Raw genomic sequence first — 13,130 nt, 5'->3', positions numbered from 1 at the left:
GCGGTCGGCGGTACGGTTGGAGCGGCTCAGCTGCTTTCGCTACGATGCCAGGCGTGCCCGCGGTGGGGGAGTGCCGGCCCGACCGAGCCTGGTTCGACCGTGGAGCGCTGCGCGAGGAGGTTGCCGTGTCGATACGAACAGTCATCGTGGTCTGGCTCGTCTCGTGCCTGGCGGCCATCACGGGCGCGGCAGCGCAGCCCGGGGCGAAGACGATCGCCCTTCCCATGCGGACGGACGGGCCGAAGAGTCTTGATCCGGCGGTGGGTTCGACGACCTACGACAACATGGCGACGGTGCAGTTCTACGAGACGCTGCTGCAGGTCTGCTACTACGACGAATCGCGGTTCGAACCGCTGCTGCTCGCGGAGATGCCCGAGCGGCTCGACGACGGGCGGCGGTATCGCTTCCGTCTGAAGGAGGGCGTGCGGTTTCACGACGACCCCTGCTTCCCCGGCGGTCGGGGACGAACCGTGAGGGCCGATGACGTCTTCTACTCGTGGAAGCGGCTGGCGGACAAGCGCAACGGCCTGAAGAACTGGTGGTTGCTCGAGGACACCATCGTCGGCCTGGACGCTTTCAAGGAGGCGCAGAACGCCGCGCTCGACGCGGGTGGGTCATTCGATTACGACGCGCCGGTCGAGGGTTTCGTGAAACGGTCTGACCTCGAGTTCGAGGTCGTGCTGACGAAGCCGGTCTTCCGGTTTTTGTGGGTGCTGACGATGTTCCAGTCGAGCATCGTGCCGCGCGAGGCGGTCGAGCGGTACGGGCAGGACTTCGCGTCTCGGCCGGTGGGGACGGGGCCGTTTGTGCTGCGGGAGTGGGTTCCGAAGCAGAGGCTGATCGCAGAGCGCAATCCGAACTACCACGAGTGCTTCTATCCCGCGGCGTCGCTCTGGTCGGCCGATGATCGCGCGGCGGGGCTGGCCGCGGCTGCGGGGCGACGGCTGCCGATCGCGGATCGGATTGAGTTCACGATGTACGTGCCGGACCAGCCTGTCTGGCTGGAGTTTCAGCAGGGGACGCTGGGCTACATCGAGTTGCCGTTCGACTATTTCAGCCAGGCGTTCAACCCGCGCACGAAGCGGATGAACGCGGATTTGCGGCGCCGCGGCGTCGGGTACCGGGCCGTGCCGCAGCTGGACATGATCTTCCGGGCGTTCAACATGGACGACCCCGTCGTCGGTGGATACACGGAGGACAGGAAGAAGCTCCGCAAGGCGATCTCGCTGGCGATGGACCTGCAGGAGTTCAATGACGCGTTCTACTCCGGGTTGTGCGTGGTCTACGACGGACCGATCCCGCCGGGGCTGGACGGGCACCCCGAGGGCGGGCGCGTTCCGGGCGCGCCGCGCGGCCCGGACCCGGAGTTGGCGCGGCGGTATCTAGCCGAAGCGGGCTACCCGGACGGGCGCGGCCTGCCGACGATCCGCTTCTACACCAGCCAGGGCGGCAACAACGCGGACCAGGTCGAGATGCTCCGGCGCCAGTTGGGTCGCATCGGGGTGCGGATCGACGTGCAACTCGTGGACTTCTCGACCTTGATCGAGCTCGTCAACAAGCGATCCGCGCCGATGTTCAGCTTCGCTTGGCTGACGGACTACCCGGACGGGGAGAACAACCTCGCGCTCTTCTACGGCCCGAACGAGTCGCCCGGCTCGAACCACTGGAACTACAAGAACCCGGCGTTCGACGCCCTGTACGAGCAGGCCGTCGTGATGGGGCCAGGCCCGGAGCGGACCGCGCTCTACGAGCGGATGCGGGACATCGTGATCGACGATTGCCCGATGATCGGTTCGCTGGCGCGGACGCGCTACTACCTGACGCAGCCGTGGCTGAAGAACGCGAGACCCACCGAGCGGTTCTGGAGCTGGTTCAAGTACCTGGACGTGGACGAGTCGAAGCGCTGAGCGTGGCCGCCGCCCCGCAGGAGTGAGCCGCCGCCATGTGGTCGTACGTCGTCCGTCGCGTTCTGTACAACGTGCCCATCTTTCTCGTGATCGTGCTGATCCTGATGGGGCTGCTGCGGATCAACGATCCTGTCGCGGCCCGGCTGGGAAAGGTGGCGAGCGCGGAGGCCATCGCCGCCGAGCGCGAGCGGATGGGGCTGAACCGCCCGTTCCTCGAGCAGTACGCCGAGTTCCTGTGGGATTTCGCACGGATGGACTTCTCGGAGCGGAGCTGGGACCAGGCGCAGACGGTGGGGCAGGTGATCTTCCCGTCGATCGTGCCGAGCCTGTCGATCACGGTGCCTGCGCTGGCGTTGTCGGCGTGCGTGTCGATCGTGATCGGTCTGATCGCTGCTGCGAATCGCGGCAGGATGATCGACCGAGCGCTGATGCTCGGCGCGGTGCTGGGGATGTGCGTGAGTTACCTCGTGTACATCATTCTGGGGCAGAAGTTCGGGGCGTTCTGGCTGAGCGAGCGGCTGGGCACGCGCATCTTTGCCGTGCAGGGCTACGAGGACTGGACGACCTGGTCGCAGCCGCTGAACGCGGTCCGCACGTGGGCGCACTACTGCCTGCTCCCGGTCCTCATCAGCGTCGTTGTGACGATGGGCTACGACACGCGGTTCTACCGGTCGGTCATCGTCGAGCAGGCGACGTCCGACTACGTGCGGACGGCCCGCGCCAAGGGGTGCGGCGAGCGGCGGGTGATGTTCAAGCACCTCCTGCGCAACGCGATGATCCCCATCATCACACGCATCATGATCACACTCCCGTTCGTGGTCGTGGGGTCGCTGCTGCTGGAGATATTCTTTGGCATCCCCGGCATGGGGCGCACCCTCTACAACTCGATCATCAACAAAGACTTCCCGGTGACGCAGGCCATCGTTGCGCTGCTCGCGGCCATCTTCATCGCCTCGAACATCCTGACCGACGTGCTCTATGCGGTCGTTGACCCGAGAGTGAGGCTATCGTGAGCGGCGCGAGGAACCAGAGCGGCCAGCCGACCGACCTGCTCGCGGCACGCGCGGGTCAGAGGCCGAGCGGGTTCTTCGAGCAGCCGGGCGTGCGAAAGTTCGTCCGCAACCGGCCCGCGGTCGGCGCGTTGGCGGTGATCGCCGTCTTCCTGCTGCTCGCGCTGCTGATCAGCATGCCGGGCGTGAGTCTCGTGCCTCTGGAGCGTGCGACGGAGCGCGTTGGGCCGGACGCCGTCCCCGGGTTCTTCGTGCGTGGTTCGGACGAGAAGCGGGCGGCGTTCGCGGCGTTCTGGGTGCGGGAACTGGACAAGGCGTTGCGGGCGAGTGATCCAGAGCGTGCCGTGGCCGCGCTCGCGTTCGCTGAGCGCCGCATCGCGCCGCTTGAGCCGGACGCGCTGAGGGAGCGGCTCGCGGAGGCGCAGGCGTTGCTCGACGATCTCGACGAAGCAATGGGCGACGCCGAGGACGCCCGGTTCGACCTCGATGACCTCGGCGAGGAACTCGGGAACGAGGCCGAGCCTTCGGACGAACTCCGGGAGCGGGAACGCGAACTGCGCGAGGAGCTGGCCAGGCTGGAGGGCGTCGTGCGCGAACGGCTCGCCGCGCTCGAAGACACAATCGAGGCGCTGTATCCGACGCCTCGCGGGGGCGAGGGGGCCGTATATCGCCTGCGCCTGCTGGCCGGGACGGACGGCCAGGGGCGCTCGCTGCTGCTGCGGGCGGTGTACTCGATCAAGGTCGCTGTGCAGATCGGGGTGGTGACGGCACTGCTCTCGGTGATGGTGGGGACGCTCCTCGGGGCTGCGGCGGGGTACATCGGCGGGCCGGTGGACCACGCCGTCGTCTGGCTCTACTCGACGATCTCCTCGATCCCATACATCGTGTGGCTCGTGGTCGTCGCGTTCGTGGTGCGCGAGGTCGATTGGACGGTCCCGATCCTCGACAAGCAGTTGAACCAGACACTCTTCCCGGTCTATGCGGCGTTCGTGATGAACTTCTGGGTCGGGCCGTGCCGCGTCATCCGTGGCGAGGCCCTGAAGATTCGCGGGCTGGACTACGTGCAGGCGGCGACAGCGGTCGGATGCGGGCGGTGGCGCGTGCTGACACGGCACGTGCTGCCGAACACGACGTACCTAGTCTTCATCAACTTCTCGCTCCTCTTCGTCGGAGCGATCAAGGGCGAGGTGATCCTGAGTTTCCTCGGCCTGGGCGTGCAGGGCCAGCCATCGTGGGGGATCATGATCCGCGACTCGCAGCCGGAGGTCGTCGTGGGCTTCTTCTGGCAGCTGGGGATCGCCACGGCGTTCATGTTCGTGCTGGTGCTGGCGTTCAACATCGTGAGCGATGCGCTGCAGGATGCGTTCGATCCCAAGCACGTCGCGGGTGATTCATGAATCACAACACGACGGGGCCTGCAAGGCTCCCCTAGACGCGCAAAACCCCGTACGACTGCACCCGGCTGCGGAAGGTTCCCTCCACCGAAGCGCCCTTCGCTTCGTGCATCGGCGAGGTACCGTCAGGCGCTCCCGAAACGACAACGCGGAGCCGGTGCAGCTCCGCGTGCGTCGAGTTGACCCATAAAAAAACCCGGCTACCGGTCTTTCGCCCGCAGCCGAGTCATAGGAGGAGAGAGAGACAAGACACTGACAAGATGCCACGGCTTTCGGACGATGCCACCTCACGGACAAAAAAATCGTCACGATCTGTGCGATCGGTGTCCAATGTCTTGTCGCCGCATGCTTTGGGACACGGCACTGGATGCAGGATCAGGGCTGATTGGCTCCAGAAGCATCCGAACACAACCAGAACATTCAGCGGGTGCAGCACTGAATTGGTCGTGAATGTCGTCCTACGACCCCGGGCAGGTGGCCAGCGGAGAGCAGCGGTGACCGAGCCTGATCAGTCGGTTCGACACAGGGGCGCGAAATCGCCCCCCATCCGATCAGACGGCTTTGGAGGGTGAAATGTCGCGAGTACGCTGGGGCGAGTCCGGCCCTGTTCCGGGGCGGCCAGGAGGCTTCGTCATGGCGTTTCGTGCTCTGATCCCAGCGGCGGCGCTCGGCATCGCGGGATCGCTCGCCCCGGCGTTGGGCGGCGACACCGTGGTCGTGTACGTCTACAACTTCGAGTTCAGCATCAACCCGCCCGGCGAGCCCGTGGAGGACGCCGTGATCAGGCAGGGCGACACGATCGAGTGGCAGTGGGTGCACCCGTTCCACAACGTGGTGGCATCGTCGGGCCAGGCGGAGTTCTTTCAGTCGCCGATCAACAACGCGGGGGCGAAGTTCTCGCACACGTTCACGAACGTCGGTACCTACGGGTACTACTGCTCCGTCCACGGGTTTGACGACGGGGCGGGTGGGTTCTTCGGCATGGGCGGGTACGTCACGGTCCTGTGCCTGGCCGACTTCAACGGCGACACCACGGTAAACACGCTCGACTTCCTCGCGTTCCTGAACGCCTACACCTCGGGCGATCCGCGGGCGGACTTCAACGGCGACACGGTGATCAACACACTCGACGTGCTCGCGTTCCTGAACGCGTTCACCTCGCCCTGCCCCTGATCGTTCCACGTGCCACGCGCATGTACGCCCGGGATGAGGTCCGCGCGGGCGGACCGAGCCCCGGGGTACGTGCCCGATCCGTCAGGCGGACTCGCCCACCGCCCAGCGTGCGAAGGCGATGATCTTCACGCGCGGCCCGATGACGTCCTTGACTGCCTTGGCCGGATCCTTGATGAACGGCTGTTCGAGAAGGGCGATCTCGGCGAAGAACTTCTTCATGCCGCCCTCGACCATCTTCTCGGCGATCTCGCGCGGCTTGCCGGACTCCATCGCCTGCTCGACGCGGAACTTGCGCTCCTTCTCGACCACGTCGGCGGGGATGTCGTCGGCTGTGACGCCCTTGGGCACGGGGAAGGCCGCGGTGACGTGCATGGAGACTTCCTTGAGCAGGTCGTCTGTGGCGTCGCCCTCGGCGTGGACGAGGACGCCGGTCTTGCCGTCGAAGTGGACATAACTGCCGAACTTCTGCCCCGGCCGGGCGTCCATGCGATGGATGCGGGCGATGGAGCAGTTCTCGCCCGTGGTGATCCGGATGTCGTCGATGATGGCGGTCATCTCCGGGGTCGGCGCGACGTCACCCGCGGGGCAGGCGAGAGAGAGGTCGGCGATCCTCTGCGCGCCCGCCTGGAACTTCTCGTTCTTGGCCGTGAAGTCGGTCTCGGCCCGCAGTTCGACGATCGCCGCTTTGCCGCCTTGTATCGCTATGGCGATGCACCCCTCGCCCGCCGCCCGGTCGGAGCGTTTCTCCATCTTGCCCTTGAGTTTCTTGCGGAGCAGGTCCTCGGCCGCGTCCACGTCGCCGTTCGCTTCGGCGAGCGCGGCCTTGCAGTCCATCATCGGCAGCCCGGTGCGGTTCCGCAGGGCCATCACGTCCTTCGCGCTGAACTCCGCCATGGTTCGATCTCCGGTGGGGCTTCGCCCCCGACGCGGCGTGCCGCGTGGTCAATCCTGGTTGGTTGCAATGTGAACTCGTCGCCCGTGCGGACGGGCGCGATCGTCATTCGGCCTTGCTGGCAACGGACTCGGCTGCCGGCGTGTTCTGTGGCCGCTCGCCGGCGTCGTCGCGTGACTCGCCCGACGAATCGGCCCGGAACTGGGCGCGTCGGGAACGCCTGCGGGGCTCCTCGGCCGTTGCTTCGCCTTCGGTCCCGGAGGCGGCCTGAGCCTCCCGCCTGCCCTGTCGGCCCTCAGCGATGGCGAGGCACAACTCGCGGACGATGACGTCGATCGAACGCATGCTGTCGTCGTTGCCCGGGATGGGGATGTCCACGAGATCGGGGTCGCCGTCGGTGTCGATGAGAGCGATGGTCGGGATGCCGAGCTTGCGGGCTTCCTTCAGGGCGGTCGTTTCGTGGCGGACGTCGATCACGACGAGCGCGCCGGGGAGCTTGTCCATGTTGCGGATACCGCTGAGGTTGCGGCTGATCTTCTGCTTCTCGCGGCGGAGTTGGCTCTCCATTTTCTTGGAGTAGGAGGCGAAGCCGCCGCCCTGCTCGATGGCCTCGAGTTCCTCGAGGCGTTTGAGCCGCTGGCGGATGGTGCGGAAGTTCGTGAGCGTTCCGCCCAGCCAGCGCTCGGTGACGTAGTGCATCTTGGCGTCGCCGACGCGCTGTTCGAGCACGTCCCTGGCCTGGCGCTTGGTGCCGACGAAGCAGACGTCCTTGCCGTCGGCAACGGTGCGGGCGAGGAATCGCTTGGCGAGGAGGAGGCCCTTGACGGTCTCCTTGATGTCGATGATGTGGATGCCGTTGCGCTTGCCGTAGATGTAGGCCCCCATCTTGGGGTTCCACGCGCCGGAGCGCTGGCCGAAGTGAATCCCGGCTTCGATGAGGTCCTGGACGAGTGTGCTGGACATGGGAGGTTCCGTTCGCTGCAGCGACACCGGCGGACGACGAACCGGCCTCCGGGCGGCGCGGCGTGCGCGACGAACCGGAGCGTTGCCCGCGCAGAGGGCGCTTGGGCGCGGCCGCCCCACCGGCGGCCGCAGGATCGGCGAGAGGGACGCGGGTCGCCCCACAGCGGGGAGAACCGGCCCCGGCCGGCGGTCGCGGCCGAGGAACAGGACTATAGAACCCGGCCGCCCCCGGACAAGCACGCGTCCCGCGGTCCCGGCCGGGTCTGCCCCGGCGAGTTATTGGGCGACGCGTGCAGCCGGTCACACATGGTCGGTACTCGGTCTCAACGCTCCCTCCCGTCTGGCCGAAGCAGAGTCCCAGGGACCGCGCCGACCCGCCGTCCCAAGGGGTGCCGGAGCGATGAAGAGCAAGAAAGGCCTGATCGTCCGCGACGCGGCCAGGTATGACATCGCCCTCCGTGCGAGATTCCGGGTCGGGCCGGGGCACACCGGCGTTGTCCGGTTCTCCCAGGCGGCGGGCGCCAAAGACGGGTGGATCGACGCGGACGTGGTGGACCTGAGTTCGCACGGCGTGGGCCTGGTCAGCGACGTGTTCGTGCCGAGGGGGTGCGGCCTAGAGCTGCGGGTGTTCGGGCACGACAGCGGCGAGTTGCTCTTCACGATCCCCTGCGTCGTCAGGCGGGTTGTGATGACGGATCGACGGCCCGCATACCTGGTCGGTGTGGCGTTCGAGACCACCGACGGGTCGGCGCTTCGCCAGATTCACACGCTCATCGAACGGCTTGAGGGCGCCGCGGCCTGACGCGGGGAGGACGACGTGGTACTCGATTCGAGTCATTTCCTCGTGCAGTCGCTCATCGAGGACGGCCTGATCTCGGAAGGGGACGCGCATCGTGCCCGCGAGCACGCGGGCGAGCATGCGTGCGCCCTGCCCGATGCGCTCGTCGCCGTCGGTGCGATCACGCACCGCCAGCTGGCGATCTCGCGCGCGAAACTCTGTGAGTACCCGTTCGTCGATCTCGTCGCGTATGACGTGGACATCAACAACGCGAACCTCATCCCCCGCGCGATGTCCGAGCGTCTCTCAGCGTTCGTGCTCTTCAGGATCGGCGACGTTTCGACGGTCGCCATGCTCGACCCCCTGAACCTGCAGTCGATCGACCAGGTCCGGCAGGTGCTGCGCACCGACGTGGACCCTGTCCTCTGCGACGCGGAACAGCTGCGAGCGCTGATCGCGCGGGCGTACAGCCTGGTGCAGACCGATTCCGGCGCTCCGGAGCCGGCGCACGCCCGGGCCGAGGCTTCGCTGACGACGGGCGACGAACCGATCGTCGCGGCGGTGAACCAGGTGATCGTGGCAGCGATCGACGCGGGCGCGTCCGACATTCACCTGAACCCCGAGGAGAACACGCTGAACCTCCGGTACAGGCTCGACGGCGTGCTCGTGCCGCAGCAGGGGCCGCCGCGCTCCGCGCACGAGGGCATGGTCCAACGACTGAAGGTCATGGCGAAACTGGACCTGACGCAGACGCGCCGCCCGCAGGACGGCAAGTTCCGCTTCGTGCACCGCAACCAGAACATCGATGTCCGGCTGAGCCTGGTGCCGACGATTCACGGCGAGAACGTCGTGATGCGGCTCCTGCGACCCGCGACGGCGATCGGCGACGTGAAAGACCTCGGCATGCCGCGTGACGCGACGGCGTGGTTCGAGCAGATGATCGCGCACCCGCACGGGATGATCCTTGTGACGGGTCCGACCGGTTCGGGCAAGACGACGACGTTGTACACCGCGCTGTCGAAACTCAACTCGCCCGAACGCAACATCATGACGATCGAGGACCCGGTCGAGATTCGCCTCCCGCTGGTCCGCCAGGTGCAGGTGAACGCCGAGATCGGGCTGACTTTCGCCAGCGCGCTCCGGTCGTTCCTTCGGCAGGATCCGGACGTGATCCTCGTGGGCGAGATTCGCGACGAGGAGACGGCCCGCATCGCCACGCAGGCAGCGCTGACCGGGCACCTGGTCTTCTCGACGCTGCATACGAACGACGCGGTCGGGGCGGTGTCGCGCCTCCGCGACCTCTCGGTGCCGGCGTTCGCGATCAACAACGCGCTGCTGTGCGCGATCGCGCAGCGGCTCGTGCGTCGGGTGTGCGAGGGCTGCGTCCAGCCGCACGATGCCGACGCGACGCTGCTCCGTGAGATGGGGATTCGACCCGACATGGGCGCGAAGTTCGTGCGTGGCAGCGGGTGCCCGCGGTGCCTGAACACGGGGTACCGCGGTCGAGTGGGCGTGTACGAGATGCTCCGGGTGACGACGCGCGTCCGCGACCTCATCGACGCGAACGCGTCGGTGAGCGACATCCGGCGCACCGCGACGGACGAAGGGATGCGCCTCATGTGGCACGACGGGCTGGAGAAGGCGTCGCTCGGGCTGACCACGCTCGACGAACTCGCGAAGCTTCGCGGCGTGCAGGAGACGGAGGAGCGCGAGCTGAGGCTTTCCGCATGAGCGAGAACGTCTATCGATACACGGCAGTGGACGGGTCCGGCTCGCGTCGCCGCGGCGTGATCCGTGCGACGGGCGAGCAGGACGCTTACCGCCGGCTCGCCTCGATGGGTCTCACGCCGTTCAGCGTGCGTCCCGCGCGTGAGCGGACCTCGCTGCTCCGGTATCGGGGCGCGACGCTGACGGACATCGCCGCGCTCACACGGGAACTGAGCGTTCTGGTTGAGGCGAAGATTCCGATCGAGGACGGGCTGAGCAGCATTGCCGAGAGCGAGAAGCGTCCGGCCCAGCGCGAGATGATCCGGGACGTGGCCGCTCGAGTTCAGGCGGGAGCGTCCATCAGCGAGGCGATCGACCAGCACCGGCAGACGTTCGGCGAGGTGTACGTCGAGACCATGAGAGCGGCGGAGAGATCGGGGAGTCTCGCCTCGGTCACCTCGCATCTCGCGGACATGCTCGAGCGTCAGGTCGAACTCCGCCAGCAGTTGAAGCGCGCCCTCGCCTACCCCGTCATCGTCGTGGGCGTCGTGGCGCTGGCCGTCAGCGTCATCATCGTGTTCGTCGTTCCGCGTTTCGCCGAGACGTTCGCCTCGTCGGACGTCAAGCTGCCATTGACGACTCGGGCCATCCAGGCGATCGCGGCGTCTGTGCGGGCACACTGGTGGGCGTACCTCGGCACAATCGTCGGCGTGGCGCTCGCGTGCGCGGCGGCGTGGCGAACCGATGGCGGCCGGGCGTTCTTCGAGCGAGCTTTCCGCTTCGTTCCTTTCGTCGAGAAGGTGCTCGTTGCCGTCACGACCGCCCGCTTTGCCCGTGTTTTCGGCATCGCGCTCGGCTCCGGCCTGGGCGTCACCGAGGCGATGGAGATGGGAGGTCGCGCGACCGGCAGGCCGCTGTTCGCGCTGGAGTGCAACCAGATCGCTGAGCGTCTTCGGGGGGGGGCCTCGCTGAAGGAATCGATCGAGGTCGCCACCTACCTGCCCAGTTTCGCACGACGCATGATCAGCGCGGGCAAGGACTCGGCGGAACTCTCTCGTTCGTGCGGGGTCGTCGCCAAGCACTACGAGCGTGAGGCCGAGCATCTCACGAAGGGCGTGAGCCAGGTCATCGAGCCGCTGCTGACGGTCGCCCTCGCCGTGATTGTGCTCGTGATCGCACTCTCCGTCTTCCTGCCGATGTGGCAGATGGTCAAGCTGAATCACTAGGGGGAGCCATGGTCGGCGTGATGAATCTTCGGAATCGGCGGGCGTTCTCGCTGCTCGAGATCGTGATCGTCGTGATCATCATGGGCATTCTGGCCGCGCTGGTGGTGCCGCAGTTCGCCGGGGCGACGGACGACGCGCGCACCGCCGCGCTGGAGTCGAGCGTGTCGAGTGTGCGTTCGTCGATCGCTTCGTTCCGCGCTCGCGCGATCATCGCCGGGACGGACCCCTATCCCACGCTGGAGCAGTTGACAACGGCGGGCGTCGTCGTGCAGGGGGGGGTTCCGGCGAATCCGTATTCGCGGCTCACGGCGGTGCAGGCCGTCTCGCAGCAGCAGGCCGAGGCTCGCGCTGTGGCGGACCCGGACCTCTACGGCTGGAACTACTACGTGAACAACGCCTCCGATCCCCCCGTGGCGATCTTCTACGCGAACTCCGCCGCCGCGACGACTTCACCGGACGGGCAGGGCGGATTCCGCAACGCGAACGAACTCTGAGGGCGTCGCTGATGGGCCTGCGCGGCATGACAACCCGGGCGTTCTCGCTGCTCGAAGTGACGGTCGTGATCGTCATCGTCGGCATCCTCGCGATCGGCGTCATCCCCGCGCTCGGCTCGACCGCTGGCGCCCGCCAGGCGGCCGCTGCGCGGGAAACGCACCGCCTCCTCACCCACGCCCGCACCTTCGCCATGGCGACAGGCCAACCGAGCGGAGTCATCGCAGACGCGTCAACGGGCACGCTCACGCCCGTCTACATTCCGTCGGGCAGCCTGAGCGTCGCCCCGATGAGAGACTCGACCGGGCTTGCGGCCGAGTCGCTCGTGCTGGCCCACTCGTTTCCCGGGGTCCAGATGCTCTCGTGCGTCGGCGGCGACGGCTCCTCGGGGCTGGTCCGGCTGTGGTTTTCCCACTCCGGCACGCCGCAGGTGCGCGATGCCGCCGGCACGCTGACCGGGGTGTTCACGCAGGATGCATCGGTATCGCTGACGGGGGGCTTCACGATCAGCGTTCGCAGGGTATCGGGGCTTGTTGAGCGATGAACCATCTCGCATCACAGCACGGCCGCGGCATCCTTCGGCGAGGCCTCTCGCTGATCGAGGTGGTGGTCGTGGTAGTGGTGCTTGGGATCGCGGTGCCGCCTTCGGTTGTCGTCGTGCAGGAGGCTGTGCTCGCCCGCGCCGACGCCGTGCAGACCACACGAGCGGCCGCGCTGGCGCAGGCTGTCGTCGAGCATGTGCTGGCGGACGTTTATTCTGATGCACCCGGCCTCGGCTACGCGGCGCTTGCGGATACGAACGCCTGGCTCAACACGCCGGATGCAGGGCTGCTGGCACGGGCAGCGGGCACCGCGTCTCTATACGAAGACCTCGGGTTCGCGTACACGATCGACGTGACGCCCCCTCACGCCGCATCGGGTGTCGCGACGGGTGATCCCGAACTCGACCTTTTCAGGACGGTAACGGTGACCGTGACGTGGCCGAGAGCAACGGGCGGAACCCAATCCCTGCCCATCTCGGTGGTGGTGACGGAACTGTGAATCAAGCGGGCATCCATCCCGGCCGGTCGCTCTGCATTACGTCGCCCGGGCGACGCGGGCTGACCCTCCTCGAGGTCACCCTGTCGATCGTCATCGTAGGGGTAATCGCAGCGATCGTGGTGCCCGTGACCGCGTCGCTCGGCGATGCGTACGCCTCGGCTGCGGACACGCGCGAAGCCGCGGAGGACGCGGGCTTCGCGCTCGACCGTGTGGTCCGACTCCTGCGTGAGGCGCCGGAAGGGAGCGCGGGCGGCCAGGTCGGGATCGTGCGCGCCGACGCGGATGCTGTTGAGTTCACGGACAATCGAGGGGTCGAACTCAGTGGCTCCGATCTCGTGCTGACAGACGAGTTCGGTGTTCAGGGTGTGCTCTGCAGGCAGGTAACGGCGTTCGAGATCGGCTACTTGGCCGCCGACGGCGTTACCGATTGCTCGGCGACCCCGGAGCAGACGCGGCGGTTCACGGTCCGGCTGGTCGTGCGCGGCGTGGAACTCCGCGGAGTTGCGTTCGCACGAGTCACGATCGTCCAGCCAGGAGGTGCGTAAGG

The 13,130-nt window shown here is 67.1% G+C and carries 13 protein-coding genes; 11 read left to right on the top strand and 2 right to left on the bottom strand.

Annotated features, from left to right (window positions below):
- The first annotated feature begins 44 nt into the window (after positions 1-44).
- The 4 genes from FBT69_07385 (at position 45) to FBT69_07370 (ending at position 5,484) form a co-directional block, all read left to right on the top strand.
- Positions 45-1,907 (top strand): hypothetical protein, encoded by a 1,863-nt coding sequence (locus tag FBT69_07385; GenBank protein ID MDL1904616.1) that lies wholly within the window; start codon positions 45-47, stop codon positions 1,905-1,907.
- A gap of 35 nt (positions 1,908-1,942) precedes the next feature.
- Complete coding sequence (locus FBT69_07380; protein ID MDL1904615.1) at positions 1,943-2,920, top strand: ABC transporter permease; 978 nt, start codon at positions 1,943-1,945, stop codon at positions 2,918-2,920.
- A complete protein-coding gene (locus FBT69_07375) occupies positions 2,917-4,314 on the top strand; it encodes an ABC transporter permease (GenBank protein MDL1904614.1) in 1,398 nt (465 codons plus the stop codon). Before FBT69_07380 ends, FBT69_07375 begins: the two co-directional genes overlap by 4 nt.
- 630 nt (positions 4,315-4,944) lie before the next feature.
- The gene (locus tag FBT69_07370) at positions 4,945-5,484 is read left to right on the top strand and encodes a hypothetical protein (protein ID MDL1904613.1); all 540 of its coding nucleotides are present in this window, start codon (positions 4,945-4,947) and stop codon (positions 5,482-5,484) included.
- Between the two features lie 81 nt (positions 5,485-5,565).
- Here FBT69_07370 and tsf read toward each other — a convergent pair whose 3' ends face one another.
- Positions 5,566-6,378, bottom strand: a complete 813-nt coding sequence (tsf, locus tag FBT69_07365) for a translation elongation factor Ts (protein ID MDL1904612.1) — start codon at positions 6,376-6,378, stop codon at positions 5,566-5,568.
- 103 nt (positions 6,379-6,481) lie between these two features.
- Positions 6,482-7,339 (bottom strand): 30S ribosomal protein S2, encoded by an 858-nt coding sequence (rpsB, locus tag FBT69_07360; GenBank protein MDL1904611.1) that lies wholly within the window; start codon positions 7,337-7,339, stop codon positions 6,482-6,484.
- Here rpsB and FBT69_07355 point away from each other — a divergent pair.
- The 7 genes from FBT69_07355 to FBT69_07325 are packed head-to-tail and all read left to right on the top strand — an operon-like array spanning position 7,311 to position 13,128.
- The gene (locus FBT69_07355) at positions 7,311-8,141 is read left to right on the top strand and encodes a PilZ domain-containing protein (protein ID MDL1904610.1); all 831 of its coding nucleotides are present in this window, start codon (positions 7,311-7,313) and stop codon (positions 8,139-8,141) included. The two genes, rpsB and FBT69_07355, sit on opposite strands and share 29 nt — an antisense overlap.
- 15 nt (positions 8,142-8,156) lie before the next feature.
- Positions 8,157-9,848, top strand: a complete 1,692-nt coding sequence (locus tag FBT69_07350; protein ID MDL1904609.1) for a type II/IV secretion system protein — start codon at positions 8,157-8,159, stop codon at positions 9,846-9,848.
- Positions 9,845-11,050 (top strand): type II secretion system F family protein, encoded by a 1,206-nt coding sequence (locus FBT69_07345; GenBank protein MDL1904608.1) that lies wholly within the window; start codon positions 9,845-9,847, stop codon positions 11,048-11,050. Before FBT69_07350 ends, FBT69_07345 begins: the two co-directional genes overlap by 4 nt.
- 8 nt (positions 11,051-11,058) lie before the next feature.
- Positions 11,059-11,544 (top strand): type II secretion system protein, encoded by a 486-nt coding sequence (locus FBT69_07340; protein ID MDL1904607.1) that lies wholly within the window; start codon positions 11,059-11,061, stop codon positions 11,542-11,544.
- A gap of 11 nt (positions 11,545-11,555) precedes the next feature.
- Positions 11,556-12,086, top strand: a complete 531-nt coding sequence (locus FBT69_07335) for a prepilin-type N-terminal cleavage/methylation domain-containing protein (protein ID MDL1904606.1) — start codon at positions 11,556-11,558, stop codon at positions 12,084-12,086.
- Complete coding sequence (locus FBT69_07330) at positions 12,083-12,583, top strand: prepilin-type N-terminal cleavage/methylation domain-containing protein (GenBank protein ID MDL1904605.1); 501 nt, start codon at positions 12,083-12,085, stop codon at positions 12,581-12,583. Before FBT69_07335 ends, FBT69_07330 begins: the two co-directional genes overlap by 4 nt.
- The gene (locus FBT69_07325) at positions 12,520-13,128 is read left to right on the top strand and encodes a type II secretion system protein (GenBank protein MDL1904604.1); all 609 of its coding nucleotides are present in this window, start codon (positions 12,520-12,522) and stop codon (positions 13,126-13,128) included. The genes FBT69_07330 and FBT69_07325 overlap by 64 nt, the downstream gene beginning before the upstream one ends.
- Positions 13,129-13,130 lie beyond the last annotated feature (2 nt).

The organism is Synechococcales cyanobacterium CNB (assembly GCA_030263455.1).
Taxonomy (GTDB): Bacteria; Planctomycetota; Phycisphaerae; order Phycisphaerales; family UBA1924; genus CAADGN01.
The sequence above is the reverse complement of the archived record's forward strand: the minus strand, read 5'-3'. Positions and strand labels throughout refer to the sequence as shown.